A 25,610-nucleotide genomic window follows, 5' to 3' on the forward strand; every position below is an offset into this window, starting at 1 on the left:
GCGCCCCACGCCTGCCGCGCCAGCGCGCTCCGTGTCGCCGCGGATGCGCCGGCCCGGCCGCGTTAAGGGTTAACCCAGGCCGTGCTTGTCGCCGGAGCCGGTCCGCCGCACAGTCGTCACCTCCAGGAGGCGTCCATGCAGGACCGTCGCAAGCAACCGCGCTCCCCGTCCTATCTCGGGGCCCGGCTCACCTTCTCGCAGCAGAGCCTCAGCGCCGACTGCGTCGTGCGCGACCGCTCAGACACCGGGGCGCTGCTGTTCGTCGCAGGGGCCGGCCACGTGCCGGACAGCTTCGACCTCACCATCGCAAAGACCCGGACGCGATACCGGGCCCGCACCCGCTGGCGCGAAAAGGATGCGCTCGGCGTCGAGCTCACCGAGGAGCTGCCCACGGCGCCGGCGTCGGACGGTTTCGAGCACGACCGCATCCGCCGCCTCAAGGCCGAGAACGAACGGCTCAAGCGCCGCCTGCGCGCCCTGGAGGAATGAGTCGCGCCGGGCCGCCGCACGGCCCACCGTCCGGACCGGCAGCGGGCCGGCCGAGGCATGCTCCCTACCCCGCCACCAATGGTCGCAGTCCGCTTGCCGGAGGGGTCTTTCTGCGGCGCCCGTGTCCTGCTATCGCTCTCGGCAGGAGATCGATCCGCCACGATGAACGAGAGCATCCGCACCCCCGGGTCTCACGAGACCACCCTCGCCCCCGACGCGCCCTATGGGAGCGCGCGCCCGTCGAGCGGCCGCGCCGACGCCGGTCTGCGCCCGGCGTCCTCGCCGCGTCCGACCGATCATCCGCCGGTCCGCAACGGCCGCATCGGCGTGCTGATCGTCAATCTCGGGACGCCCGATGCCACCGACGCCGATTCGGTACGAAAATACCTCAAGGAGTTCCTCTCGGACCGTCGCGTCATCGAGGAGACGGGCCTGATCTGGAAGCTGGTGCTCAACGGTATCATCCTGCGCACCCGGCCGGCCCAGAAAGGCCGCGACTACGAGAAGATCTGGAACACCGAGAAGAACGAATCACCCCTCAAGACCATCACCCGGTCGCAGAGTGACCTGCTCGCCGCGGCGCTCGCCGGCGTCTACGACCGGCTCGTGGTCGACTGGGCGATGCGCTACGGCAATCCGTCCATCGAGTCCCGGCTGGCCGCCCTGCAGGCCGAAGGCTGCGACCGCATCCTGCTGGTGCCGCTCTATCCGCAATACGCCGCCGCCACCACGGCAACGGTGTGCGACGAGGCGTTCCGGGCCCTGATGCGGATGCGCTGGCAGCCGACCCTCCGGGTCGCCCATCCCTGGTACGACGACCCGGTCTACATCGACGCCCTGGCGCGCTCGATCGAGGACGAGCTCGCCAAGCTGACCTTCGTGCCCGAGGTGATCATCGCCTCCTTCCACGGCATTCCGAAGGAATATTTCGACAAGGGCGACCCCTACTACTGCCACTGCGCCAAGACCCACCGGCTGCTGCGCGCGCGGCTCGGCATGGACGAGGACCGGTTCCGGCTGACCTTCCAGTCGCGCTTCGGCCGGGCCGAATGGCTGCAGCCCTACACCGACATGACCGTTAAAGGGCTGGCCGAGAGCGGGGTGAAGAGCCTCGCCATCGTGACGCCCGGCTTCACCTCGGACTGCCTGGAGACCCTGGAGGAGATCGCCGGCGAGAACGCCGAGATCTTCCACCACGCCGGCGGCGAGAGGTTCGCGGCCATCCCGTGCCTGAACGACAGCGCGCCCGGCATGGAGGTCATCCGCACCGTGGTCGAGCGCGAGCTGAAGGGCTGGGTCGGCGGCTGACGCCGCCCCGCTGTCACCGAGCGTTCACGCTGATCCCGACGAATACGCGCATGCTCCCGCCGGCATGAACCGGCGCGTCACCGTCCCGGCCTAATGGTCGTTCGAGCCGGCGGGCGCGCGTTCCTGCGCCGCTTGCGGTATCTTGGGCACACCGCCACACTCCGCGCCGGATTCGCAACGGGAGCGCTTCGATGATACTCGGCGGCCTCGACATCTTCATCATCATCCTGGTCCTGCTCGCCATCCTGACCGTCTTCCTCGGCGTCAAGACGGTGCCGCAGGGCTTCAACTGGACGGTCGAGCGGTTCGGCCGCTACACCAAGCTGCTCTATCCGGGGCTCAACCTGATCGTTCCGTTCGTCGATCAGATCGGCCGCAAGATCAACGTCATGGAGCAGGTGCTCGACGTCCCCCAGCAGGACGTGATCACCAAGGACAACGCCACCGTCACGGTCGACGGCGTCGCCTTCTTCCAGGTGTTCGACGCCGTGAAGGCGAGCTACGAGGTGGCGGAGCTCGACCAGGCGATCGTCAAGCTGACCATGACCAACATCCGTTCGGTGATGGGCTCGATGGATCTCGACCAGGTGCTGTCGCATCGCGACGAGATCAACGTGCGGCTGCTGCGCGTCGTCGATGCCGCCGTGTCGCCCTGGGGCATCAAGGTCACGCGCATCGAGATCAAGGACATCTTCCCGCCGGCCGACCTCGTCAACGCCATGGGCCGGCAGATGAAGGCGGAGCGCGAGAAGCGCGCCGAGATCCTCTCCGCCGAAGGCCAGCGCCAATCGGAGATTCTCCGCGCGGAAGGCGCCAAGCAGTCGCAGATCCTGGAGGCCGAGGGCCGGCGCGAGGCGGCGTTCCGCGACGCGGAGGCACGCGAGCGCCTCGCTCAGGCCGAGGCCAAGGCGACCGAGATGGTGAGCGAGGCGGTCGCCCGCGGCGACGTCGCCGCCCTCAACTACTTCATCGCAGAGAAGTACCTGAAGGCGTTCGCCGAGCTCGCCCGCTCGCCGAACCAGAAGGTGCTGATGCTGCCGATCGAGGCGACCAACGTGCTCGGCTCGCTCGCCGGCATCGCCGAGATCGCCAAGTCGACCTTCGAGGAGCGCGCGCAAGCCGCGCCGCGCGGCGCGACCCGTCCGCCGGCGCCGACCGGCCCGGCCGTGCCGCCACCGCCTCCTCCGTTTTCGAGGTGAGCCATGAGCATGCTGTCGTCGCTCGGTGCGTCATGGGGCGCTTGGGGGTGGCTCACGGCCGCCGCCGTGCTGCTGATCGCCGAGATCGTGGTGCCCGGCATCTTCCTCCTGTGGCTCGGCATCGCCGCCCTGATCGTCGGGCTCGTCTCGTTCGTGATCGACTGGAGCTGGCAGCTCCAGTGGCTCGCCTTCGCGCTGATCTCGCTCGCCGCCATTCCGCTGTGGCGCAAGCTCGCCCGGGTCGGGGAGACGAGCGACCGGCCGTTCCTCAACCGGCGATTGGAGGAGATGGTGGGGCGGGTGTTCACGCTGGAGCGGCCGATCGTCGGCGGCGCCGGCACCATCGCGGTGGACGACACGGTGTGGCGAATCACCGGCGCCGACGCCCCGGCCGGCACCCGCATCCGCATCGCCCGGGTGGACGGCGCCACCATTCACGTGGAGCGGGCGGAGGACTGATCCTCCACCCGAGACCGCCCGCTCAGGCGGCCCGCACGGTGTCGAGGAACTTGGCCACCTCGCTGCGGAGCTGATTGCTTTCCACGGCGAGCTGGCCGGCGGCGTTCAGCACCTCGCCCGAGGCCGCACCGGTCTCCTCGGCGCCGCGGCTCACCTCGACGATGTTCTGCGCCACTTGCGTGGTGCCGGCCGCCGCCTGCTGGATGTTGCGCGAGATCTCCGCCGTCGCGGCGCCTTGCTCCTCCACGGCCGCGGCGATCGCCGATGCGACCTCGGCGATCTGCCCGATGGTGCCGGAGATCTCCTTGATGGCCGCGACCGAGTCCTGGGTCGCCGCCTGCATGGCCGAGATCTGCGAGGAGATTTCCCCGGTCGCCTTGGCGGTCTGGCCGGCCAGCGCCTTCACCTCGTTGGCCACCACGGCGAAGCCCTTGCCGGCCTCGCCGGCGCGGGCCGCCTCGATGGTCGCGTTGAGCGCCAGCAGGTTGGTCTGCTCGGCGATGTCGGTGATCAGCTTGACCACGTCGCCGATGCGGTTCGCCGCCACCGACAGCGCGCCGACACGGGCGTCGGTCTTCGCCGCCTGGCTCACCGCCTCCTCGGCGATGCGGCTCGACGTCTGGACCTGCCGGGAGATCTCGCCGATCGACGAGGACATCTCGTTGGTGGCCGCGGCGACCGCCTGGACGTTGGTCGAGGCCTCCTCGGACGCGGCGCTGACCGTCGCCGACTTCTGCTGGGTGGTGTCGGCCGTGCGGGTCAGCGTCGTCGCGGTCGCCTCCAGCTCGGTCGCGGCCGACGAGACCATGGCGATGATGCCGCCCACGGCGCTTTCGAAATGGTCGGCGAGCCGCACCATGTCGGCCTTGCGGGCCGCGGCGGCGCGCGCCTCGGCCGCGTGCTGCTCGGCCTCGAGCCGTTGCCGCTCGATCGCGTTGGTCTTGAACACCGCCACCGCGTCGGCCATGGCGCCGACCTCGTCGCGCCGCCCCACTCCGGGGACCTCGGCGTCGAGCCGACCGGCGGCCAGCTCGCCCATCGCCGCCGTCATCGCCTTGACGGGGCGCACGAGGCCGCGGGCCAGGACCAGCGCGCAGGCAACGAGCGCGGCGATCAGCCCGGCCGCCCACAGCAGCGCCGTCTTGGCGGCCGCGTAGAACACCTGGTCGAGGTCGTCGACGTAGACGCCGGTGCCGACCATCCAGCCCCACGGCTGGACCTGGCCCGCAAAGGCGAGCTTGGCGACCGCCTCGCTGGAGCCGGGGCGCGGGAACATGTAGCCGACGAAGCCGCCGCCCCGCCGGGCGGCATCCAGCATTTCGCGGACGTAGAAGACGCCGTTGGCGTCCTTCAGCTCGGAGAGGTTCTTGCCTTCGAGCTCGGGACGCGGGCCGAGCACCAGGTTCACGCCGTCCGACCCGTACACGAAGACATAGTCGTTCTGCCCGAACCGGATGCTGCGCAGCGCCGCCTTGGCGCGCTCCCGGGCCTCCGCCTCGCCGAGCTGGCCCTTGGCGGCGGCTGCCGCGAAGCCCTGCGCGATCGACACCGCCGACTGGACCTGCGCCATCACGGCGGTCCTGCGTTCCTGCTCGAGCGCGCCGCGCAGCGCGACGAGCTGGACCGCGATCACGGCGAGGCAGGCGAGAACGGCCAGCAGGACCAGGAGGCCGAGACGGCGGGTGATGGTGAACGACATCGGAGCGACCTTCGGTGATCGCGTCTGCCGGAGAGCCGCGGCCGGGAACCGGCCCCGCCGTCACCGGTGGTGACGCGACTGGAGCGCCCCCGGTTCGTGAGCCGGCTGCGCGAGAACGATGAAACGGTATCATCGTCTGCAAAACTGATTAAAAATGGTGTAAGCGCGCCAGCTCGCGCTCTGCGCTGGAGTCTGCGCAATTGGCGCGAGTATATCGGCTCGACGACACGCCGAGATCGGCTCGTCGGCCCCGGAACGACTTCGCGGGTGTGTCGCTCGACTTGGTGACGACCGTGCCGAATCGTCTCCCCCGGCTCACGCAGCGCGAATGCCGGCCACGAACATCTCCACCTCGGTGCGCAGCTGGCTGCTCTCGACGGCGAGCCGACCGGCGGCGTTCAGCACCTCGCCCGAGGCGGCGCCCGTCTCCTCGGCGCCGCGACTCACCGCGACGATGTTCTGCGCCACCTGGGCGGTGCCCGACGCCGCCTGCTGGATGTTGCGTGAAATCTCCGCCGTCGAGGCGCCCTGCTGATCGACCGCCGCGGCGATCGCCGCGGCCACCTCGGCGATCTGGCCGATGGTGCCGGAGATCTCCTTGATCGCCGATACCGAGTCCTGGGTGGCCGCCTGCATGGCCGAGATCTGCGCCGAGATCTCGCCGGTCGCCTTGGCGGTCTGACCGGCCAGAGCCTTGACCTCCTGGGCGACGACCGCGAAGCCCTTGCCGGCCTCGCCGGCCCGCGCCGCCTCGATGGTGGCGTTGAGTGCCAGCAGGTTGGTCTGCTCGGCGATCGCCGTGATCAGCTCGACGACGTCGCCGATGCGGGCCGCCGCCAGCGACAGCTCGCCGACGCGGGCGTCGGTCTTGGCGGCCTGGGCCACCGCCGCCTCGGCGATGTGGCTCGACGACTGGACCTGACGCGAGATCTCGCCGATCGACGAGGTCATCTCGTTGGTCGCCGCGGCCACCGCCCGGACGTTGCTCGACGCCTCCTCGGAGGCCGCGCCGACCGTAGCCGACATCTGCTGGGTGGTGTCGGCCGTGCGGGTCAGCGTCGTCGCGGTCGCCTCCAGCTCGGTCGCGGCGGAGGAGACGGCCGCGATGATCCCGCCCACGGCCGCCTCGAAACGATCGGCGAGCCGCACCATGTCGGCCCTGCGCTGCGCCGCGGCGCGCTCCTCCGCGGCCTTGTGGTCCGCCTCCAGCCGCTCGCGCTCGATCACGTTGGCCTTGAACACGGCGACGGCCTCCGCCATGGCGCCGATCTCGTCGCGCCGGCCGACCCCCGGGATCTCGGCATCCAGCCTGCCATGCGCCAGCGCCTCCATGGCACAGGTCATCCGGTGCAGCGGCTTGGTGATCCGCCGCGCCATCAGCACCGACACGCTCAACGTGAGCAGCAGCACCGCGGCTGCGGCGATCAGCGAACGCTTCGTCGCCGCCCAGGTCTGGGCCGCGAGATCGTCGACATAGACGCCGGTGCCGACCACCCAGCCCCACGGCGCGAAGCCGGCCAGATACGAGATCTTCGGCTGCGGCGCCGCGTAGCCGGGCTTGAGCTGGTCGTAGGCGACGTAACCGACGCCCGCCCGCCGCACCGTGTCGACGAAGGCGCGGTAGATCAGGAACCCGTTGGCGTCCTTGAAGTCCGACATGTCCTTGCCGACCAGCTGCGGCCGCAGCGGATGCATCACCAGACGGTGTTGCATGTCGGCGATGAAGAAGTACTCGTTGCCCGCATAGCGCAGCGCGCCGATGCGGACGCGGGCGCGGGCCTGCGCCTCGGCATCCGTCACGCTGCCCCTCAGGGCGGCCGCGTGCTCGTCCTGGGCGATGCTGATCGCCAGCTCGGTGAGGTGCCGGAGCTCCGACTTCCGCTGGTCCTCCAGGCTGCCGGCGAGTTGCCGTGAATCCAGCACCGCGACCCCGATCAGGCCGAGAAAGCCCAATGCGATGACGGCGTAGATTCGGGTGCCGATCGTCGTCGGAAGGCGACTGAACATCACGAGCTCCCTCGAGGGCACGGGAGGCGCTCGTGATCACGACCGCGGCCGGCACCGCGACACGGGCGCCTCGATCGATCGTCGCACGGACAAGGACGGCGCGATGTTCGGCGGCCGGGACAATGGACCAAGACAATGGTCGAGGAGATACGGTCCAAAAGTAAAAATAATGCCGAAACAAATCGTCGACGGGCTAGCACGACCGGGGGATATTCCGTTCGATTGAAGAATGGTTCTCGATTGTTGAATCCGAACGAGACATTTCTGTCATTGAACTGTCGACATGCACCAGTCGGAACGCCGCCCGGGCACGCCGCCGTCCGCCGGGCGGCGAACAGCGCGTCTCGATGGCCGAACCGGATCAGGCGGCCCGCACGGTCTGTAGGAACTTGCCGACCTCGGTCCGCAGGTGGCGGCTCTCGCGGGCGAGCGCCTGGGCCGAGGCGAGGAGCTGGGTCGAGGCGGCACCCGTCTCGCCGGCGCCGCGGTTGACGTCCGTGATGGTGGCGGCTACTGCGGCCGTGCCCTGCGAGGCCTGCTGGATGTTGCGGGCGATCTCGCCGGTCGCGGCCCCCTGCTCCTCGACGGCGGCCGCAATGGCGGCGGCGATCTCGGCGATCTGACCGATGGTGCCACCGATCTCCTTGATGGCTCCGACCGAGTCCTGGGTCGCCGCCTGCATCTCGGCGATCTGGGCGGAGATGTCGCCGGTCGCCTTGGCGGTCTGGGCGGCGAGCGCCTTGACCTCCTGGGCGACCACGGCGAAGCCCTTGCCGGCCTCGCCGGCCCGGGCCGCCTCGATCGTCGCGTTGAGGGCCAGCAGGTTGGTCTGCTCGGCGATCGCCGTGATCAGTTTGACCACGTCGCCGATGCGGGCGGCGGCCTGCGAGAGCTGGGTGACGCGCGTGTCGGTCCTGGCCGCCTGGTCGACCGCCGCGGCGGCGATCCGGCTCGACGCCTGCACCTGGCGGCCGATCTCGCCGATCGACGACGTCATCTCGTTGGTCGCCGCGGCGACCGCCTGGACGTTGGTCGAGGCCTCCTCGGAGGCCGCGCTCACCGCACCCGCCTTCTCCTGGGTGGTGTCGGCGGCGCGCGTCAGCGCGGTCGCGACCGATTCCAGCTGGGCCGACGAGGTGGAGACGGTCTCGACGACGCCGCCGATCACCGCCTCGAACTCGGTGGCGACCTTCTCCATCAGCGCCTTGCGGGCCTGGCCGTCGGCTGCGGCCTTGTGCTCGGCCTCCTCCTGCTGGGCGCGGACGAAATTCTCGCGGAAGCCGTCGATCGCGCGCGCCATGGCGCCGATCTCGTCGCTGCGATCGGTGTGCGGGATGGCGATCGTGAAGTTTCCGTCGCGCATGCTGTCGATCACGGCGACGAGCTCGCCGATCAGGCTGCGGACGATGCGCAGGATCGACCGGCCGACCGCCGCGACGATCGCGATCACCACGACCACGACGCCCAGGTAGATGATCAGATCGCGCAGGGCGTCGCTCAGCATGCCTTCGCCCTCGGCGGCGACGCTGTCGATGGTCTGGGCCATGATCTTGCCGAGCAGCACGGTCTGCTCGCCGTTCAGGTCGCTCCACCGCTTCACCTGATCCGGCGTGGCGGCTTCGCCGGTCGGCCGCAGGGCGCGATCGCGCAGCGTCTGCATCTCGCGCCCGTTGGCGGCGTTGAACTGCTCGAGCTGAGCCACCACGTCGCGCGGCGCGTACCCGGCGAACAGCTTGCCGAACGGCCCGTTCAGCACGACGCCGCGCGCGATCAGCAGCCAGTTCTCGGGCGTCAGCTTGCCATCCTGGAGCGACAGCATGCCGGCCCCGCGCTGGATCAGCAGGCTGTCGGCGAACTGCAGGGTCGTGTAGAGGGTGACGATCCGTCGCGACAAGGCCGGATCGCTGACGATCGCCGAGGCGGCGCCGACCAGGTCGACCGCCTGCGCCGTCGCGGGTCCGCCGACGATGGTCGGCATGGCGATGTTGCTGATCTTCCCGGCGTCGATCTGGGCACGCAGCTCGACATATTTCTCGAGCCGGCTGCCGAGCTCGCGCAGATGACGCGCCAGCGTCGGATCGGCCATCACCTCCGGCGTCGACGCCGCCTGCACCGCCGCGTAGGCCGAGTCGACGGTGCGGCGCATCGTGTCGGTCCTGGCCCGGTCGCCGGTGCCGGAGATCCGCTCGCGCTCGCTCACGGCACTGGGCGGCAGAACGGCGGCGAGCCGGCTCGTCGCCACGGCGAGGCGCAGAACCGACGACGCCCGGGCCAGATCGGCGTAGCGGTTCCAGCTGTCCCAGGCGAGCTGGCCGCCGAACAGGACGAGCCCGAGGACCGGAACGACCCCGAGAACGAGCAGCAATCGAAACAATGCAAGACGTCGCATGGTGATCTCCACGGCCGGCCGGACGGCCGGCGGGATGCAGTGGGGCGGCATCCGGGTGGCGGCGAGACTGCGCGCCCGTCGTCGGGATGCAGTTGAAAACGGGACAAGGGTGAATTCGATTGCTTAAATTCGCATTTAAATCTTAGTCGGATCGAATGATAGAAAAGCATGCCTGTCGCGTGGCGATTGCATGTATTTCGAACGCTACCATATATTTGCGGTGCTATACCGTAAGTGTTTCGAATGGCACCGCTCCACTATTCGTAGAAATAGTATTATTTTGCTATATGCTTATAGCCCGCCGACCGGATGGTTCTCCAAAAGGCTATCGCCTCACGGCCCTGCGGCTGCGAGACGATGTGGCGAGGCGACGCGGCCGCAAGACGCGCGGCGCTCAGGCGGCCCGCACGGTGTCGAGGAACCTGGCCACCTCGCTGCGGAGCTGATTGCTTTCCACGGCGAGCTGGCCGGCGGCGTCGAGCACCTCGCCCGAGGCCGCGCCGGTCTCCTCGGCGCCGCGGCTCACCGCCGTGATGGTCTGCGACACCTGGGTGGTGCCAGCCGCCGCCTGCTGGATGTTGCGCGAGATCTCCGCCGTGGCGGCGCCCTGCTCCTCCACGGCGGCGGCGATCGCCGATGCGACCTCGGCGATCTGCCCGATCGTGCCGGAAATCTCCTTGATGGCGGCGACCGAGTCCTGGGTCGCGGACTGCATCGCCGCGATCTGCGCGGAGATCTCGCCGGTCGCCTTGGCGGTCTGGCCGGCCAGCGCCTTCACCTCGTTGGCCACCACGGCGAAGCCCTTGCCGGCCTCGCCGGCACGGGCCGCCTCGATGGTCGCGTTGAGGGCCAGCAGGTTGGTCTGCTCGGCGATCGCCGTGATCAGCTTGACCACGTCGCCGATGCGGTTCGCCGCGACCGACAGCGCGCCGACGCGCGCGTCGGTCTTCGCCGCCTGGCCGACCGCCGCCTCGGCGATGCGGCTCGACGACTGGACCTGGCGGGAGATCTCGCCGATCGACGAGGACATCTCGTTGGTCGCCGCGGCGACCGCCTGGACGCTGGTCGATGCCTCCTCCGAGGCCGCGCCGACGGACGCCGACATCTTCTGGGTGGTGTCGGCCGTGCGGGTGAGGGTCGTCGCAGTCGCCTCCAGCTCGGTGGCCGCCGACGAGACGGTGGCGATGATGCCGCCGACCGCCTGCTCGAACGCGTCCGCCAGCCGCACCATATCGGCCTTGCGTTGCGCGGCGGCGCGTCCCTCCGCCTCCTTCCGCTCGGCTTCGAGCCGCCGGCGCTCGATCGCGTTCGTCTTGAACACCGCGACGGCCTCGGCCATGGCGCCGACCTCGTCGTTCCGCCCGACCCCGGGCACCTCGACGTCGAGCCGGCCTCCGGCCAGGTCCTTCATGGCGTTCGTCATGCGCCGGAGCGGGCCCGTGATGCTGCGCGCGATCGCGATCGCGACGGCGAGCGTGATCAGCACGATCACGGCCGTGACCGCGAGCGTGTTGCGGGTCGCGGCCCAGGTCTGGGCTTCGAGGTCGTCGACATACACGCCGGTGCCGATCACCCAGCCCCACGGCGCGAAGCCGGCGACGTGCGAGAGCTTCGGCTGCGGCCTCTCGGAGCCCGGCTTCGGCCATTGGTAGGCGTGATAGCCGGCCCCCTGGCGCCGGACGATGTCGACGAAGCCGACGAACAGGGCGTTGCCGCTCGGGTCCCTGAAGTCGCCGAGGGGCTTGCCGTCGAGCCGCGGCTGCATCGGATGCATCACCATCCGCGGCTCCATGTCGTTGATCCAGAAATAGTCGCCGTTGCCGTATCGCAGCCCGGCGACCCGTGCCTTGGCGCGCGCCTGCGCCTCCTCGGTCCCGACCCGCCCGGCCGCCGCCGCCGCATGCTCCTCCTTGACGATGCCCATCGCCAGCTCGGTGAGGTGCTTGAGCTCCTGCTTGCGCTGCTCGGTCAAGCTCGAGGCGAGCTCGCGCGAATCGAGCAGCGCCACACCGATCAGGCCGACGACGGCCATGGCGATGAGCACGACGATCTTGCGGCCGATGGTCAGGGTCACTCGCGGCATGGGTCACGCATCTCCAATGCGAAGGTCACCGAAAGCGGACCGCACACAGCGCAACCGTGACGGCGGCCCCAAGGAGGTATTGGGAGGAGCATCACCCGAATTTATTAAAATTTGCTGCTCGCATGCGGAGAATGACGAACGCATGGCAATCTTTGCGCTAGTCCTCCAGGACTAATCCCTGATAGCAGGTCGGGATCGGCGCACCCGTTCGGGTCGCGCCGACGAGGTCATGCCCCGGTCAGGCCGCGCGGCCCGACAGGGCCGCCGGGCGCGCCGCCCGCCGGTCGGCCCGCCGCTCCGGGCCCGTGTAGGACGGGTCGTCGCGCTCGCGCCGGTCGAGCGGACCGGTGCGCACGTTCATCAGGAAGCGGCGGACCTCGTCCTTGAGCTTGCTGCCCTCGACCGCCAGCATCGCGGCGGAGCCGCGCACCTGCTCGGACGCCGCCTCGGTGGCGCCGGCGCCGCGGCTCACCTCGCCGATGGTGCGGGCAACCTCGGCGGTCCCGTGCGACGCCTGCTGGATGTTGCGTGCGACCTCGCCGGTGGCGGCCCCCTGCTCCTCGACCGCCGCCGCAATGGCCGAGGCGATTTCGGCGATGCGCCCGATGGTGCCGCCGATCTCCTTGATGGCCGCGACCGAATCCTGGGTGGCCGCCTGCATGCCGGCGATCTGGGCGCCGATCTCGCCGGTCGCCTTGCCGGTCTGGGCGGCGAGCGCCTTCACCTCCTGGGCGACGACCGCGAATCCCTTGCCGGCCTCGCCGGCCCGGGCGGCCTCGATGGTGGCGTTGAGGGCGAGCAGATTGGTCTGCTCGGCGATCGCCGTGATCAGCTTGATTACGTCGCCGATGCGGTTCGCCGCCTGCGACAGCTCGCCGATGCGGCTGTCGGTCTTCTCGGCCTGGCGCACGGCTTCGGAGGCGATGCGGGTCGATTCCTGCACCTGCCGGCTGATCTCGTTCACCGAGGAGGTCATCTCGGTGGTCGCCGAGGCGACGTTCTCGACATTGGCCGAGGCCTGCTCGGAGGCGACCGCCACCACGGTCGACAGCTTCTGGGTCGTCTCGGCCGTCCGGGTCAGGCTGCCCGAGGCCGCTTCGAGCTCGGTCGCCGCCGCCGAGACGCTCTCGACGATCTCGCCCACCGCCGCCTCGAACTCGTCGGCGATGCGGTGCACGGCGGCCTGCCGGTCCTGGGCGGCCCGCTCGTCGGCGGCGCGCTGCTCGGCCTCCATGGCGGCGATGCGCACCAGGTTCTCCTTGAACGCCTGCGCGGCGCGGGCGTTGGCGCCGACCTCGTCGCGCCGCCCGACATAGGGAATCTCCACGCTCCGGTCGCCGCCCGCGATGGCGACCAGCACGTCGCCGATCCGCACGATCGGGCGCGCGATGCTGCGGCCGATCAGCCAGGCGAGGACGAGGCCCGCCAGCACGGCCACGAGGCTGCCGATGGTCACGGCCCCGGCCGCGCCGGCGAGCCGGCTCTCGGTCGCGTCGAGGATGGCGGCCTGCTCGGCCGCGGCGCTGTCGCGAATCCCGGCCGCCGCCGTGGCGACGTCCTCGGCCTTGACCGCCATGTCGGCCACCAGCCGCTCGATCTCGACGATCGCCGCGACATAGGTCCTGAATCCCGCGACATAGCCGGCGAGGTTCGTCCGCAGATCGGTCACCAGCTTGCGGCTCTCCGGGTCGGCGGCGAGCGCCTCGACCGCGTCGATCGCCGTGAGCAGCTCGCTGAAGCTCGCCTCGGTCGCCTTGTCGGCCTTGTCCTCCAGCCGCCCGAACGTCTTGGCGACGTTCAGCCGGCTCATCAGCAGGGTCCGCAGCACCGTGGCGACGCGCCCCTCGGCCGCCCCGTCCCCGCCCGCCTTCGCCCAGCGCTGCAGCGCATCCACACTGCCCGTGATCTTGGCACCGAGCGGCGCGAGCGTGACGGAGGAGATCGTGCGCTGCTCCCGCCGCAGCGGAACGATCGCCTCGAACGCCTGCCCGTAGGCGGTGACGTCGGCGGCGATCCGCCTCAGCGCGGCCGCCCGCTCCGGCGCCTTCACCTCGGCGAGACCGCGGTCGAGCGCCGCCTGCACCCGCGCGCGGCGGGCCTGCACGGCCTCGAGCCTCGCCTCGGTGGGCTCGGCGACGTAGTCGCCGAAGACGCGGCGCAGGCCGACGAACTCGCGGTCGATGTCGCGGGCGAGCCCGGCGACGGCGTTGCGCTGGGCGTAAGCGGCGAGGCTTTCGCCGACCGCGCCGAAGCCGTCGCGCGCCTGGAGTGCGATCGCCACCACGGCGGCGAGCACGAGGCCGAATCCGATCGTGATCTTGGTGCCGATCGAGCGGTCGGCATAGGCCGACCGGAGTCGGCCCGCGACCGAGCCGGAATGTTCTTGATCCGCCATGACATGGCCCCCACCGAGTTGCGAGGTCGGCGCGAATGATCGGCTCCGGCCGCATCAGCGACCGGATTCACGACCTCGAAATGTGCCGTTTATTTCGGAGACCATTACAGGCGAGGACAACTAATCGTTTGTTAAATTGCGATCATTCTACCTGTGTACGCGCGAGTACTCATCGCCGCTTGGTAGTAGTCGCGGTGCAGCCCGAAGCCGAGCCGGACGAGAACGCGCCGGAAGACGACTGGCCGGCCGAGAACCGCCGGCAGAGCAGTCGCCGGCAAAGACAGCGAAAGCGCGCGCCCCTCCCCGGGGCACGCGCTTTCATGCGAGTGGAACGACGACCGGATCGACGACCGTGGGGTCAGGCAGCCCGCACGGTCGCGACGAATCGGGCCACCTCCGTCTTCAGCCGGGCGCTCTCGCCGGCGAGCGACTGCGCCGCCGACAGCACCTGGGCCGAGGCGGAGCCGGTCTCGCCGGCGCCCTGCTCGACGTCGCCGATATTGCGGGCGACCTCGTCGGTGCCCCGGGCGGCCTGCTGGACGTTGCGGGCGATCTCGGCGGTCGCGGCGCCCTGCTGCTCGACCGCCGCCGCGATCGCCGAGGCGATGTCGGCAATGCGGCCGATGGTGCCCCCGATCTCCTTGATGGCCCCGACCGACTCCTGGGTCGCCGCCTGCATGCCGTTGATCTGGACGGCGATGTCGCCGGTCGCCTTGGCCGTCTGGGCGGCCAGTGCCTTGACCTCCTGGGCGACCACCGCGAAGCCCTTGCCGGCCTCGCCGGCGCGGGCCGCCTCGATCGTCGCGTTGAGCGCGAGCAGGTTGGTCTGCTCGGCGATCGCCGTGATCAGCTTGACCACGTCGCCGATCCGCTGGGCCGCCTGCGACAGCTCGGTGATACGGCTGTCCGTGCGCTCCGCCTGGCGCACGGCCTCGGCCGCGATGCGGCTCGACTCCTGCACCTGACGCGAGATCTCCTGCACCGAGGAGGTCATCTCGTCGGTCGCCGAGGCGACGCTCTGAACGTTGGCGGAGGCCTGGCCGGAGGCCGCCGCCACCGCGGTGGAAAGTGACTGGGTGGTCTCGGCCGTGCGGGTCAGGGTGCCGGCGGCCGCCTCGAGCTCGGTCGAGGCGGTCGACACCGTCTCGACGATCGCACCGACCGCGCCCTCGAAGTCGCCGGCGAGCCGCTGCATCGTCGCGGTCCGCTCCGCCGCGGCGCGCGCATCGGCCTCGCGCTGCTCGGCCTCGACCCGTTCGATACGGATCAGGCTCTCCTTGAAGGCCTGCGCGGCGCGGGCATTGTCGCCGACCTCGTCGCGGCGGTGCACATAGGGAATCTCGACGTCCTTGTTGCCCTGCGCGATCTCCATCAGGACACCGGTGGTGCGCCGGATCGGGCCGGCGATGGCACGGCCGATCAGCCAGGCCATCAGCACCCCGAGGGCGAGCGCGACGGCGGCCATGATCTGCTGGATCGACTCGGTGCTCGTGATGGTCTTCTCGGACAGGTCGCGCGCCGCCGCGAAGTCGGACTGGAGGCTCGCCTCGGCGGCCGCGGTCCTGGCCTGCAGCTGCTCGATCTTGGGTGCCATCTCGGACGTGAACAGCGCGTCGCCGCGGGCCAGCGCGGAGACGAGGAGTTGGAAGCCGGCACTGTAGTTGGACAGCGCGAGCCGCACCGGATCGAGCGCCGTGAGCACGTCAAGCGGCAGGTCGGACTGCTGCATGAGCTCGATCGTCTCGTCGGTCTTCGCCACGGCCGCCTTGAACACCGCCGGCCCCTTCGGGTCGTGGGTCGCCAGGAACCGCCAGTTGGCCACCCGCACCGCCTGGATGTTCTTCTCCAGATCGGAAAGGGCCAGCGCCAGCGGCAGGCTGTCGTTGCCGCGCGCCGCGTCGACCATCTTGGCCGCCGCCGCCGAGAGCGCATCGCCGCCGGCGAACAGCTTGCTGCGCTCGACCGCGATCTCCCGCCCCGCCGCGATCAGCCGCTCGCGCAACGCCTCGTAGACCCCGATGCCGGTCTTGATCTCGCCGTAGAGCGCCTGCCGCTCCGCCGACCGGGTGGCGGCCGCGGCAGCGTCCAGGAGACCGACGGCCCGCTCGGCCGCCGCCACCCCTTCGGACAGCGCCGCGTCGTTGCCGTCGACCTTGTACTGGAGCGCGGTGCGACGCATCACCTCGAGCTCCTTGGAGATCTGCAGGCTGCGCATCGTGTTCGCCGAGAGCGCGCTCATGCGCTCGACCGACGACTCGATCGTCAGGAGGCCGTAGCTGCCGAAGGCCGCGAGGGCGACGGCGAACACGAGCGGAACGGCGAAGCCCGAGTAGATTCGGGCCGACAGGCGGAGCTGGGGAAGGGACATGGCAGGGTCCAGGGGTGGGTTAACCGTCCCCGTTTAGGACCTCGACCTTAATGCGTTATGAAGCGGCAGGGCCGCGAGCCGCAGGGCACCCATGCGACAAATAGTTGTCCCAAAATAGAAAATCTGAATCGAATGAACCGATGACGGCCGCCTCGGCGGCCGCCGCGGGGCGCGGGCGGCATAGCCCGATCAGGCCGCCCGGACCGTGTCGAGGAAGCTCGCCACCTCCCGCTTGAGCCGATTGCTCTCGCTCGCCAGCGACTGCGCCGCGACGAGCACCTGGGAGGAGGCCGCCCCGGTCTCGCCGGCGCCGCGATTGACGTCGACGATGCTGGCCGCCACCTGGCCGGTGCCGCGCGCCGCCTCCTGGACGTTGCGCGCGATCTCCGCGGTCGCGACACCCTGCTCTTCGACGGCCGCCGCGATGGTCCCGGAGATCTCGGCGATCCGCCCGATGGTGCCGCCGATCTCCTTGATGGCCGCGACCGAGTCCTGGGTCGCCGCCTGCATGCTGCCGATCTGGGCCGAGATGTCGCCGGTCGCCTTGCCGGTCTGCGCGGCGAGCGCCTTGACCTCCTGGGCGACGACCGCGAAGCCCTTGCCCGCCTCGCCGGCGCGCGCCGCCTCGATGGTGGCGTTGAGCGCCAGCAGATTGGTCTGCTCGGCGATCGCCGTGATCAGCTTGATCACGTCGCCGATGCGGTTGGCGGCCTGCGACAGCTCGCCGATGCGGGCGTCGGTCTTCTCGGCCTGGCGGACCGCCTCGGCGGCGATGCGGCTCGATTCCTGGACCTGGCGACCGATCTCTCCGACCGAGGTGCTCATCTGGTCGCTCGCCGAGGCGACGCTCTGGACGTTGCCGGAGGCGCGCTCGGAGGCCGACGCGACGGTGGACGCGAGTCCCTGCGTCGTCTCGGCCGTGCGGGTGAGGCTGCGGGCCGCGACCTCGAGCTCGCCGGATGCCGACGACACCGTGTCGATGATCGCCCCCACCGCCTGCTCGAAGTCTCCGGCGATCTTCTGCATGGCCTCGCGACGCTGGCGCTCGGCGCGGGCGTCGGCCTGGTGGCGTTCCGCCTCGACCTGCTCGATGCGGACGAGGTTCTCCTTGAAGGCCTGCGCGGCGCGGGCGTTGTCGCCGACCTCGTCACTCCGGTCCGTGTAGGGGATGTCGACCGTCTTGTCGCCGCGGGCGAGCTCCATCAGCACCCCGGTGATGCGCCGGATCGGCGTGGCGATGCTGCGGCCGATGAGCCAGGCGAGCAGAGCACCGAGCAGCACGGCGACCGCCACGGTCACCTGCTGGACCCAGATGGTGGTCGACACGATGTCTTCGGACGCGGCGCGGGACGCGGCGAAATCCTGCGCGAGCGAGGCCTGGGCGCGCGCCACCGCGGCCTGGACGGCCTCGATCCGCGGCACCATCTCGCCGGCGAACAGCGAGTCGCCCCGCTTTGCGGTCGCGGCGACGTGCTCGAAGCTGGCGGCGAACACCGCGAGGGTCGCGTTGACCGGGCCGAGAGCCGAAAGCGCGTCCTGTGGCAGGTCGGACTGCTCGGCGAGGGCGATCGCCTCGTAGGCGGCCTCGATGCTCGCCTTGAAGCGGCTCGAGGCCTTGGGATCGAGGGTGGCGACGAACCACCAGATCGCGGTGCGCACCGCCTGGACGCCCTTCTCCAGATCGGCGACCGCGAGCGCCAGACTCGGGTCGTCGACCTGACGGACCGCCTCGGTCATGCGTGCCATGGCCGCGTCCAGGGCGGCACCACCGGCGTCGAGCTTGGCCCGATCGGCGCGAATCTCCTTGCCGAGTTCGACCAGCGCCTCGCGGCGGGTCTGGAACTCGCCGATCGCCTTTTCGGCGTCGCGGTAGAGCGATCGTCGCTCCTCGGTGAAGGAGTCCGCCGCGGCGGCCTGCAACGACGCGACGGCACGCTGCGCGGCCTCGGTGCCGTCCCGCATCGCGGCACCGGATCCGTCCGTCTTGAACTGCAGGGCGGCACGCCGCATCACCTCGACGTCCTTGGCGATCTGCAGCGCCCGGATGGTGTTTTCCGAGAGGGCGCTCATCCGCTCGACGCTCGACTTGATCGACGAGAGGCCGACGCTGCCGAGGAGCGCGAGGCCGACCGCAAAGGCAAGAAGCACCGCGAAGCCGCAGTAGACACGGGTCGCGAGTCGAAACCGGAACCGTCGCATGCTGGTCTCCCAACCGGGGGTGGGCGAACCCTACCCACACGAGCATTAATACTGTGGAAACAACCGGCGTCATTTCGCTGGCTTCCCGGTGCGATCCTGGCGGTGCTGAAATACTTCATTTCGACACAGGAGGTTCGCGGCTCACGCTTGCCGCTGCGGCAATCGCAGCCCCGAACCGGCCCATAAGGCTGCTCGGAGGCCCGGCTGTCGGCGGCGAATGCTGCGCCATCGAGCGGTCCTGTGCACGAATCCGACGGGAGCCCTTCCAATCAGTCTCGTTTAAGTCGAATTATCGATAGATAAATACAATTAAAAGTTGCTAACACGACACGACTTGGCGAACATCGAGCGAACAAATGCGCTCACAGATTGCTAACTAGTCCATTTGAGCTAATCATAATCACCCCAGAATTAATGAATCAAACTCAAGATCAGTTAAGCCTCAGTAGAGATCGGCTTGTAATAATCGTTCTATTTAGAATAGATTTAAACGGTGACTCGGGATGATGCGCCACATCAGCGGACAAGAAGCAACCCTTATGATGGATAACCTCGCGACGTGCAGCACGCATTCGGAACTCGACCGGGCCCTGACGGCCTTCGAACTGCCGTTCGCAGGGCAGTCGGTTCGGGCCGTGGTCCTCGATCGCGCCGGGACGATCCTGGCCACGAACGCCGCCTGGAGGGATTTCGCCGAAACCTCCGGCCTCGCTTTGGCGAACAGCGGAAAAGGCCAGAACTACCTGAAGTACTGCGCCTTCGCCGACGAGCAGTCGGGCCGGATCATCGACGGCATCACCCAGCTGCTGAACGGCCGGGTCGACTGCCTGTCCTTCATCTATCCGTGCCACACACCGACGGCGCAGAACTGGTTCCTGATGCTGGGCTTCCCCTTCACCCAGGGCGAGGCGCGCGCCGTTCTGCTCCACATCGACATCTCGCGCCTGATGCCGGCCGCCTCGCCCGACAGGCCGAGGCCGGTCGTGCTGAAGGACGATTTCGGGGTCGAGCCGTTCAATGCCCGGCTCGAGCGGATGATGGAGACGATCGAGCGATCGATGCGGACCGTCGCACCCGCCTCCGATGCCGCCGAGGCGGCCGACTCGCTGCCCTGCACGATCGACCCCAAGACCGGCGGTCCCGCGGTCGCGCTCAGCCGCCGCCAGCGGCAGGTGCTCGAGTTGATGGCCAAGGGGCTGAGCAACATCGAGATCGGCCGCATGCTGGCGATCTCGCCGAACACCGTGAAGATCCACGTCTCCGGCATCCTGGCACGGCTCGGCGTTCCCAACCGCGCCCAGGCGATCCACTGGACCCTCACCCGCCCGCACGACGAGATGCGCCGGCAGCCCTGACTCGTCGCCCCGGCCGCGACCCCGCCCGCCCGCGGCGTGACGCTCAGGCCACGCCGATCCGCAAGAGATCGTGGAGATGGACGATGCCGACCGGCATCGCCGTCTCGGTCACGAACACGGCCGTGATCTTGGACGCGTTCAGCACCTGCAGGGCCTCGCTGGCCAGCTGATCGGGCTTGGCGACGATCGGCCACCGGGTCATCACCTCGTCGACCGGCATCTCCATCAGATCCGGCCGCATGTGACGACGCAGGTCGCCGTCGGTGACGATCCCGACCAGGCGCCCGTCGGCGTCGACGACCCCGACGCAGCCGAACCCCTTGGTCGACATCTCCAGCACGGCGGTGCCCATGCGGCTGCCGAGCCGGCACAGCGGCATCGCCTCGCCGGTGTGCATCAGGTCGCGGGCGAACTTGAGCGCCGCCCCGAGCTTGCCGCCCGGATGCAGGTTGCGGAAGTCGAGCGGCGTGAAGCCGCGGCTCTCCAGAAGGGCGATCGCCAGGGCGTCACCGAGCGCGAGCTGCATCAGCGACGAGGTGGTCGGCGCCAGGTTGTGCGGACAGGCCTCACGCGCCGGCGGCAGCGCCAGGCACACGTCGGCGGCCTTGCCGAGCGTGCTGGCGCCGTCCGAGGTGACGGCGACGAGCGGAATCCGGAAGCGGCGGGAATAGTCGATCAAGGCGCGCAGTTCGGCCGTCTCGCCCGACCACGACAGCGCGATCACCACGTCGTCCGGCGTGATCATGCCGAGATCGCCGTGCCCGGCCTCGGCCGGATGCACGAACAAGGCCGGCGTGCCGGTCGAGGCGAGCGTCGCCGCGATCTTGCGGCCGACATGGCCCGACTTGCCCATGCCGCTGACCACGACGCGGCCTCGCGCCGCCCGGATCGTCGTGCAGGCCGCCGTGAACGGCTCGCGGAGCCCGTCCCGCATGGCGGCGGCGAGCGCCGCTATCCCTTCGGCCTCGGCCTCGAGGGTGCGAAGGCCCGTCTCGATCAGGTCGCGATGAGTTCCGGGGGCGAGGTCGGTGGGCGGCAGGATGACGTCTGACATGCGCCGTCTCTACTCGTTTTTGGCCGCCGCGCAACCGTCGCCGACGCAGGCCCGGGACGCCGCGTGAACCCGCTATTAACCATAACGGCCCTATTCCGGTTGACCAGTTCTGTCAGTGCCGCCGGCCGGCGTGGAGGATGTATCGGTGCCGCGCCCCAGCTCTCGATTCGCCGCATGGCTCGGACCGGGCGCGATCGTCGGCGCGGGGTTCGTGGCCGTCGCGGCATCGCCGGGGTTCGCCCAGACGCCGGCCTTCGGCACCGATTCGGCCGAGGAGCCCGGCCTGTTCGCCCCGGCGCCGGACGCCAGCGGCGCCCGCTTCCGGCCCGGCAGCCCGACCGCGGCGGCACCGGACGGGCGGACCACCTTCGGGACGGGCGACGGCGAGACCGCGCCTTCGGGATCGCAGCCACGCTCGACCACGACGGCCGCCACCGGCTTCGATTCGCGGAACGCCCGCCGGCCGCGCGTGCCGCAGTCGCTCACCCAGCGCCAGCAGGAGGCGGCGCGCCTGAAGAAAGCGCCGGTGCCGCCCACCCTCACGCCGGGCACCAATCCGCAGGAGATCCCGGTCGTCGTGCCGGGCCGGCTGCGGCGACGCGGCGGCCCCGACATCGACACCACGTCGCGCCTCAACGTGCCGACCACGGCGACGATCCCGCGACGCTCGCCGCGGCCCGAGGAAGACCCTTACGCGCCGCTCGGCATCCGCACCGGCGCCTTCACGCTGCGGCCGGCGATCGAGGTCACCACCGGCTACGATTCGAACCCGACCCGCATCCAGGGACTCGCCGGCTCCGGCTTCACCACGGTGGCGCCGGAGCTGATCATCCGCTCCGACTGGCAGCGCCACCAGCTCAACGCCGACCTGCGCGGCACCTACACGTGGTACGGCCAGACCTATCCGCCGGTGAGCGAGAACGCCGGCACCGTGGCGGCCTCGGCCACCCCGGAGGTCATCGACCGGCCGACCATGGATTCGCGGGTGACGGGCCGCTTCGACGTCGACCGCCTGTCGCGCTTCGAGGGCGAGGCGCGCGCCCTGATCTCCACCGACAATCCCGGCAGCCCCAACGTCCAGACCGGCCTGAAGCGGTTTCCGCTGGTGACCACGGTCGGCGCGACGCTCGGCCACGTGCAGCAGTTCAACCGGCTCGAGGTGACGACCAAGGGCACGATCGACCACCAAATGTACTCGGATTCGCTGCTCTCCGACGGAACGACGTCGAGCAACGCCGACCGCGAGTACAACCAGTACGGCGGCTCGCTGCGGGTCGGTTACGAGCTCAAGCCGGGCCTCAGGCCGTTCGTCGAAAGCGGTGCCGACACCCGCGTGCATTCGCAGAAGATCGACCGCAACGGCTACGACCGCGACTCCACTGGCGTCTACGCCAAGGCCGGCTCCACCTTCGAGTTCTCGCGCAAGCTGATCGGCGAGGCGGCACTCGGCTGGCTGTGGCGCTTCTACGAGGACGACCAGCTCACCACCATGTCGGGGCTCACGATCGACGCGGCGCTGACCTACACGGCCTCCGATCTCACGACCGTGAAGCTGATCGGCACGACGCGCGCGTCCGAGATCATCGTGCCCGGCCTGTCGGGCGTGTTCAGCCGCGACGTCACGCTGCAGGTCGACCATGCCTTCCGCCGCTGGCTGATCGGCACGGCCCGAATCGGCACCGGCATCGACGACTATGTCGGGTCGGATCGCCTCGACCACCGCTATCTCGTCTCGATCGCGATGCTCTACAAGCTGAGCCGCGAGGTTCAGCTGAAGGGCGAGCTGCGGCACGACTGGCTGCGCTCGAACCTGGAGAACGCCGACTGGGACGCGACCACGGTCACGGTCGGCCTGCGGCTGCAGCGATAAAATCCGCCGTCACGGCGGGGCGCGCCGCAGGCGCGGGCCCGAAATCCGGCGGCAAAGCTCCGAGTGTCTGACCGGATTCCGGGTCCGGCGCATTCGCGCCGTCCCGGAACGATGAAACGCGCCGCCGCCCTACTCCCCGAGCAGGCGCTTCAGCTCGGCCCGGAAGGCGGGAGCGATGTCGTCGCGGGCGAGCGCATAGGCGACATTGGCGGCCAGGAAGCCGATCTTGGAGCCGCAGTCGAAGGCGCGGCCCTCGAACTTCACGCCGAAGAAGGGCTGGCTCATCGCCAGCTTGATCATCGCGTCGGTGAGCTGGATCTCGCCGCCGGCGCCCCAGCTCTGGTTCTCCAGGATGCCGAAGATCTCCGGCTGCAGGATGTAGCGGCCCGTGATGATCAGGTTCGACGGCGCCTTGCCGCGCGCCGGCTTCTCGATCATCTCGGTGACGGCGAAGCCCTTGCCGGTCGACTGGCCGGCGCCGACGACGCCGTACATGTGCAGCTTGTCCTCGGGCATCGGCTCGACGGCGATGACGTTGCCGCGCTGGCCGACCTCGCGATAGGCATCCATCATCTGGGCGAGGCAGCCGCGCTCGGCCTGCACCAGCACGTCTGGCAGCAGCAGCGCGAAGGGCTCGTCGCCGACGATGTCGCGGGCGCACCACACCGCGTGGCCGAGGCCGAGCGGCGACTGCTGGCGCGTGAAGCTGGTCTGACCCGGGATCGGCAGGTCGCGCTCGAGATGCTCGAGATCGGCGAACTTGCGACGCTCCGTCAGCGTCACCTCGAGCTCGTACTGGCGATCGAAATGATCCTCGATGACCGCCTTGTTGCGGCCGGTGACGAAGATGATGTGCTCGATGCCGGCCTCGCGCGCCTCGTCGACCACGTGCTGGATCAGCGGCCGGTCGACGACCGGCAGCATCTCCTTGGGCATGGCCTTGGTGGCCGGAAGGAAGCGGGTGCCGAGGCCGGCGACGGGCAGAATGGCTTTGCGGATGGGCTTTGTCATGTCGCTTTCACATGCGGTTGCGAACCGAACGAGGCTCGGAAGCCGCGGCAAAGAACCACGGCCCGAAATCCGAGTCCATGGATAAACAGGCGGAGAAACGGCCCTTCGCGAGCCATGGTGAGCGGCGCGGCGCGACTGCCGCGGAGCCGCCGCATTTGCGCCGCGAGGACGCCACCGACGATTAAGATGCCTGAAAGGGCGCACGGCCTTCACTCGGGGCTGGACGGAGGAACGCGATGGCGACGACGGCGGCGAGTGTCCGGACGCGGGGTGAAACGGCATGCGGACCGGTGCGGCAGCCGGCACGGCACGGCCTGATCCGACGCGTGATCGTCGGCGCCCTGGCGCTGACGATGGCGGCGCCGGTGCCGTCGGCGGGCGCCCAGAGCTTCCTCGACGACCTCTTCGGCTTGCGGCCGACCGGCAGCGTGACGCCGGCCAGCGCCCAGGGCGGCATTCCGGCCGGGTCCCCGTCGGCACCGATCCCGGCGCCCGCCGCGGGCGAGCGGCCGTGGAGCGGCGAATCCGGCAGCTCCGGGCATCCGGAGATGACCGCCGAGGCGATCCGCGCCGCCGCGAGCCAGTTCCCGGCCTGCATCGCCCGCATGTGGCCCGAGGCGACCCGCCGCGGCGTCTCGCGCGAGAGCTTCGAGCGCCACACGGCAGGCCTGACGCCCGAGTTGCGGCTGATGGACCTGATGGACGCCCAGCCGGAGTTCACCAAGGCGTTCTGGGATTATCTCGACCTGCTGGTCAGCGACGCGCGCATCCAGCGCGGCCGCGAGATCCTCGCCCAGAACGCCGCGACCTTCGCGGCGGTCGAGAAGGCCTACGGGGTCGATCGCCACGTGGTCGCGGCGATCTGGGGCGTCGAATCGAATTTCGGCACGCTGATCGGCGACCGCTCGGTGCTGCGCTCGACCGCGACGCTCGCCTGCGTCGGGCGCCGCCAGGCCTATTTCCGCGACGAGTTTCTCGCCGCTCTGGAAATTCTCCATCGCGGCGACGTCGTGCCGGAGCACCTGAAGGGCTCGTGGGCCGGCGCCTTCGGCCCGACCCAGTTCATGCCGACCTCGTTCAAGCGCTACGCCGTCGACTTCGACGGCGACGGCCGCCGCGACGTGGTCGACTCGTTGCCCGACATGATCGCCTCGACGGCCAACAACCTGAAGAAGGACGGGTGGGAGCCGGGCCGGACATGGGGCTACGAGGTGGTGCTGCCGCCGGGCTTCGACTATCTGCTCGCCGATTCGTCGCGCTGGCTGACCCTCCAGGAGTGGGCCCGGCTCGGCATCGCCCGGCCGAACGGCAAGGGATTCCCGCGCCCCTCCGACAAGGCCTATCTGCTGGTGCCGGCCGGCCGCCGCGGCCCTGCCTTCCTGATGCTCAAGAACTTCCGGGTCATCATGAAGTACAACCCGGCCGAAGCCTATGCCCTGGCGATCGGCCATCTCGCCGACCGGATGCGCGGCGACGGACCGATCGTCCAGGCCTGGCCGCGCGACGAGCGGGTGCTGACCTCGGCCGAGCGCTACGAGCTGCAGAGCCATCTGGTGCAGCGCGGCTTCGACATCGGCGGCCAGCCGACCGGCCGCATCGGGCCGAAGTCGCGCGCCGCCATCAAGCGATTCCAGGCGGCCGCCGGGCTCGCCCCGGACGGGTTCGCGAGCGCCGCCCTGCTGGACCATCTCCGCTCGCGCTAATCGCTTCGAGCCACAGCGGATT

At 69.9% G+C, this 25,610-nt stretch carries 16 protein-coding genes; 7 read left to right on the forward strand and 9 right to left on the reverse strand.

All coding sequences use genetic code 11. From position 1 onward, the window contains the following. Positions 1-135: 135 nt before the first annotated feature. The 4 genes from J2S22_RS08405 (at position 136) to J2S22_RS08420 (ending at position 3,455) form a co-directional block, all read left to right on the forward strand. Positions 136-489, forward strand: coding sequence for a PilZ domain-containing protein (locus J2S22_RS08405; RefSeq protein ID WP_272776503.1), 354 nt, complete (start codon positions 136-138; stop codon positions 487-489). Positions 490-651: 162 nt separating this feature from the next. Then, positions 652-1,797 carry a ferrochelatase gene (gene hemH / locus J2S22_RS08410; protein WP_272776502.1) on the forward strand — a complete coding sequence of 382 codons (1,146 nt, stop codon included), beginning with the start codon at positions 652-654 and terminating at the stop codon, positions 1,795-1,797. Between the two features lie 191 nt (positions 1,798-1,988). Continuing rightward, positions 1,989-2,996 (forward strand): SPFH domain-containing protein, encoded by a 1,008-nt coding sequence (locus J2S22_RS08415; RefSeq protein WP_272776501.1) that lies wholly within the window; start codon positions 1,989-1,991, stop codon positions 2,994-2,996. Positions 2,997-2,999: 3 nt separating this feature from the next. Further along, positions 3,000-3,455, forward strand: a complete 456-nt coding sequence (locus J2S22_RS08420) for an NfeD family protein (RefSeq protein ID WP_307155814.1) — start codon at positions 3,000-3,002, stop codon at positions 3,453-3,455. 22 nt (positions 3,456-3,477) lie between these two features. Here the strand turns inward: J2S22_RS08420 and J2S22_RS08425 are convergent, their stop codons facing one another. From J2S22_RS08425 to J2S22_RS08455, 7 genes are all read right to left on the reverse strand, one after another. Beyond that, entirely contained in the window at positions 3,478-5,154 is a 1,677-nt protein-coding gene (locus J2S22_RS08425) for a methyl-accepting chemotaxis protein (protein WP_272776500.1), read from the reverse strand. A gap of 315 nt (positions 5,155-5,469) precedes the next feature. Continuing rightward, positions 5,470-7,161 (reverse strand): methyl-accepting chemotaxis protein, encoded by a 1,692-nt coding sequence (locus J2S22_RS08430; protein ID WP_272776499.1) that lies wholly within the window; start codon positions 7,159-7,161, stop codon positions 5,470-5,472. 361 nt (positions 7,162-7,522) lie between these two features. Continuing rightward, positions 7,523-9,550 carry a methyl-accepting chemotaxis protein gene (locus J2S22_RS08435; protein WP_272776498.1) on the reverse strand — a complete coding sequence of 676 codons (2,028 nt, stop codon included), beginning with the start codon at positions 9,548-9,550 and terminating at the stop codon, positions 7,523-7,525. Between the two features lie 394 nt (positions 9,551-9,944). Continuing rightward, complete coding sequence (locus J2S22_RS08440) at positions 9,945-11,633, reverse strand: methyl-accepting chemotaxis protein (RefSeq protein WP_272776497.1); 1,689 nt, start codon at positions 11,631-11,633, stop codon at positions 9,945-9,947. 238 nt (positions 11,634-11,871) lie between these two features. Beyond that, on the reverse strand, positions 11,872-14,028 hold the full coding sequence (locus J2S22_RS08445) for a methyl-accepting chemotaxis protein (RefSeq protein ID WP_272776496.1): 2,157 nt from the start codon (positions 14,026-14,028) through the stop codon (positions 11,872-11,874). Between the two features lie 358 nt (positions 14,029-14,386). Next, positions 14,387-16,396, reverse strand: a complete 2,010-nt coding sequence (locus J2S22_RS08450; RefSeq protein WP_272840335.1) for a methyl-accepting chemotaxis protein — start codon at positions 16,394-16,396, stop codon at positions 14,387-14,389. Between the two features lie 189 nt (positions 16,397-16,585). Then, a complete protein-coding gene (locus J2S22_RS08455) occupies positions 16,586-18,595 on the reverse strand; it encodes a methyl-accepting chemotaxis protein (protein ID WP_272776494.1) in 2,010 nt (669 codons plus the stop codon). A gap of 539 nt (positions 18,596-19,134) precedes the next feature. On the opposite strand from J2S22_RS08455, the gene J2S22_RS08460 reads away from it, so the two are divergent. Further along, the gene (locus tag J2S22_RS08460) at positions 19,135-19,950 is read left to right on the forward strand and encodes a helix-turn-helix transcriptional regulator (RefSeq protein ID WP_272776493.1); all 816 of its coding nucleotides are present in this window, start codon (positions 19,135-19,137) and stop codon (positions 19,948-19,950) included. A 43-nt stretch (positions 19,951-19,993) separates the two neighbouring features. Here the strand turns inward: J2S22_RS08460 and J2S22_RS08465 are convergent, their stop codons facing one another. Beyond that, positions 19,994-21,004, reverse strand: coding sequence for a KpsF/GutQ family sugar-phosphate isomerase (locus J2S22_RS08465; RefSeq protein WP_272776492.1), 1,011 nt, complete (start codon positions 21,002-21,004; stop codon positions 19,994-19,996). A gap of 145 nt (positions 21,005-21,149) precedes the next feature. Here J2S22_RS08465 and J2S22_RS08470 point away from each other — a divergent pair, with 145 nt between their 5' ends. Then, the gene (locus tag J2S22_RS08470; protein ID WP_272776491.1) at positions 21,150-22,874 is read left to right on the forward strand and encodes an outer membrane beta-barrel protein; all 1,725 of its coding nucleotides are present in this window, start codon (positions 21,150-21,152) and stop codon (positions 22,872-22,874) included. Between the two features lie 129 nt (positions 22,875-23,003). Here the strand turns inward: J2S22_RS08470 and galU are convergent, their stop codons facing one another. Further along, complete coding sequence (gene galU, locus J2S22_RS08475; RefSeq protein WP_272776490.1) at positions 23,004-23,885, reverse strand: UTP--glucose-1-phosphate uridylyltransferase GalU; 882 nt, start codon at positions 23,883-23,885, stop codon at positions 23,004-23,006. Between the two features lie 353 nt (positions 23,886-24,238). On the opposite strand from galU, the gene J2S22_RS08480 reads away from it, so the two are divergent. Next, positions 24,239-25,588, forward strand: coding sequence for a lytic murein transglycosylase (locus tag J2S22_RS08480; RefSeq protein WP_272776566.1), 1,350 nt, complete (start codon positions 24,239-24,241; stop codon positions 25,586-25,588). The last annotated feature ends 22 nt before the right edge of the window (positions 25,589-25,610 follow it).

Source organism: Rhodoplanes tepidamans (assembly GCF_030813915.1).
GTDB lineage: Bacteria > Pseudomonadota > Alphaproteobacteria > Rhizobiales > Xanthobacteraceae > Rhodoplanes > Rhodoplanes tepidamans.

Coding starts and splice junctions, on each gene's coding strand:
- J2S22_RS08405 (WP_272776503.1), top strand. CDS start 136: ATGCAGGACCGTCGCAAGCAACCGCGCTCCCCGTCCTATCTCGGGGCC.
- hemH (WP_272776502.1), top strand. CDS start 652: ATGAACGAGAGCATCCGCACCCCCGGGTCTCACGAGACCACCCTCGCC.
- J2S22_RS08415 (WP_272776501.1), top strand. CDS start 1,989: ATGATACTCGGCGGCCTCGACATCTTCATCATCATCCTGGTCCTGCTC.
- J2S22_RS08420 (WP_307155814.1), top strand. CDS start 3,000: ATGAGCATGCTGTCGTCGCTCGGTGCGTCATGGGGCGCTTGGGGGTGG.
- J2S22_RS08425 (WP_272776500.1), bottom strand. CDS start 5,154: ATGTCGTTCACCATCACCCGCCGTCTCGGCCTCCTGGTCCTGCTGGCC.
- J2S22_RS08430 (WP_272776499.1), bottom strand. CDS start 7,161: ATGTTCAGTCGCCTTCCGACGACGATCGGCACCCGAATCTACGCCGTC.
- J2S22_RS08435 (WP_272776498.1), bottom strand. CDS start 9,550: ATGCGACGTCTTGCATTGTTTCGATTGCTGCTCGTTCTCGGGGTCGTT.
- J2S22_RS08440 (WP_272776497.1), bottom strand. CDS start 11,633: ATGCCGCGAGTGACCCTGACCATCGGCCGCAAGATCGTCGTGCTCATC.
- J2S22_RS08445 (WP_272776496.1), bottom strand. CDS start 14,028: ATGGCGGATCAAGAACATTCCGGCTCGGTCGCGGGCCGACTCCGGTCG.
- J2S22_RS08450 (WP_272840335.1), bottom strand. CDS start 16,396: ATGTCCCTTCCCCAGCTCCGCCTGTCGGCCCGAATCTACTCGGGCTTC.
- J2S22_RS08455 (WP_272776494.1), bottom strand. CDS start 18,595: ATGCGACGGTTCCGGTTTCGACTCGCGACCCGTGTCTACTGCGGCTTC.
- J2S22_RS08460 (WP_272776493.1), top strand. CDS start 19,135: ATGATGGATAACCTCGCGACGTGCAGCACGCATTCGGAACTCGACCGG.
- J2S22_RS08465 (WP_272776492.1), bottom strand. CDS start 21,004: ATGTCAGACGTCATCCTGCCGCCCACCGACCTCGCCCCCGGAACTCAT.
- galU (WP_272776490.1), bottom strand. CDS start 23,885: ATGACAAAGCCCATCCGCAAAGCCATTCTGCCCGTCGCCGGCCTCGGC.
- J2S22_RS08480 (WP_272776566.1), top strand. CDS start 24,239: ATGGCGGCGCCGGTGCCGTCGGCGGGCGCCCAGAGCTTCCTCGACGAC.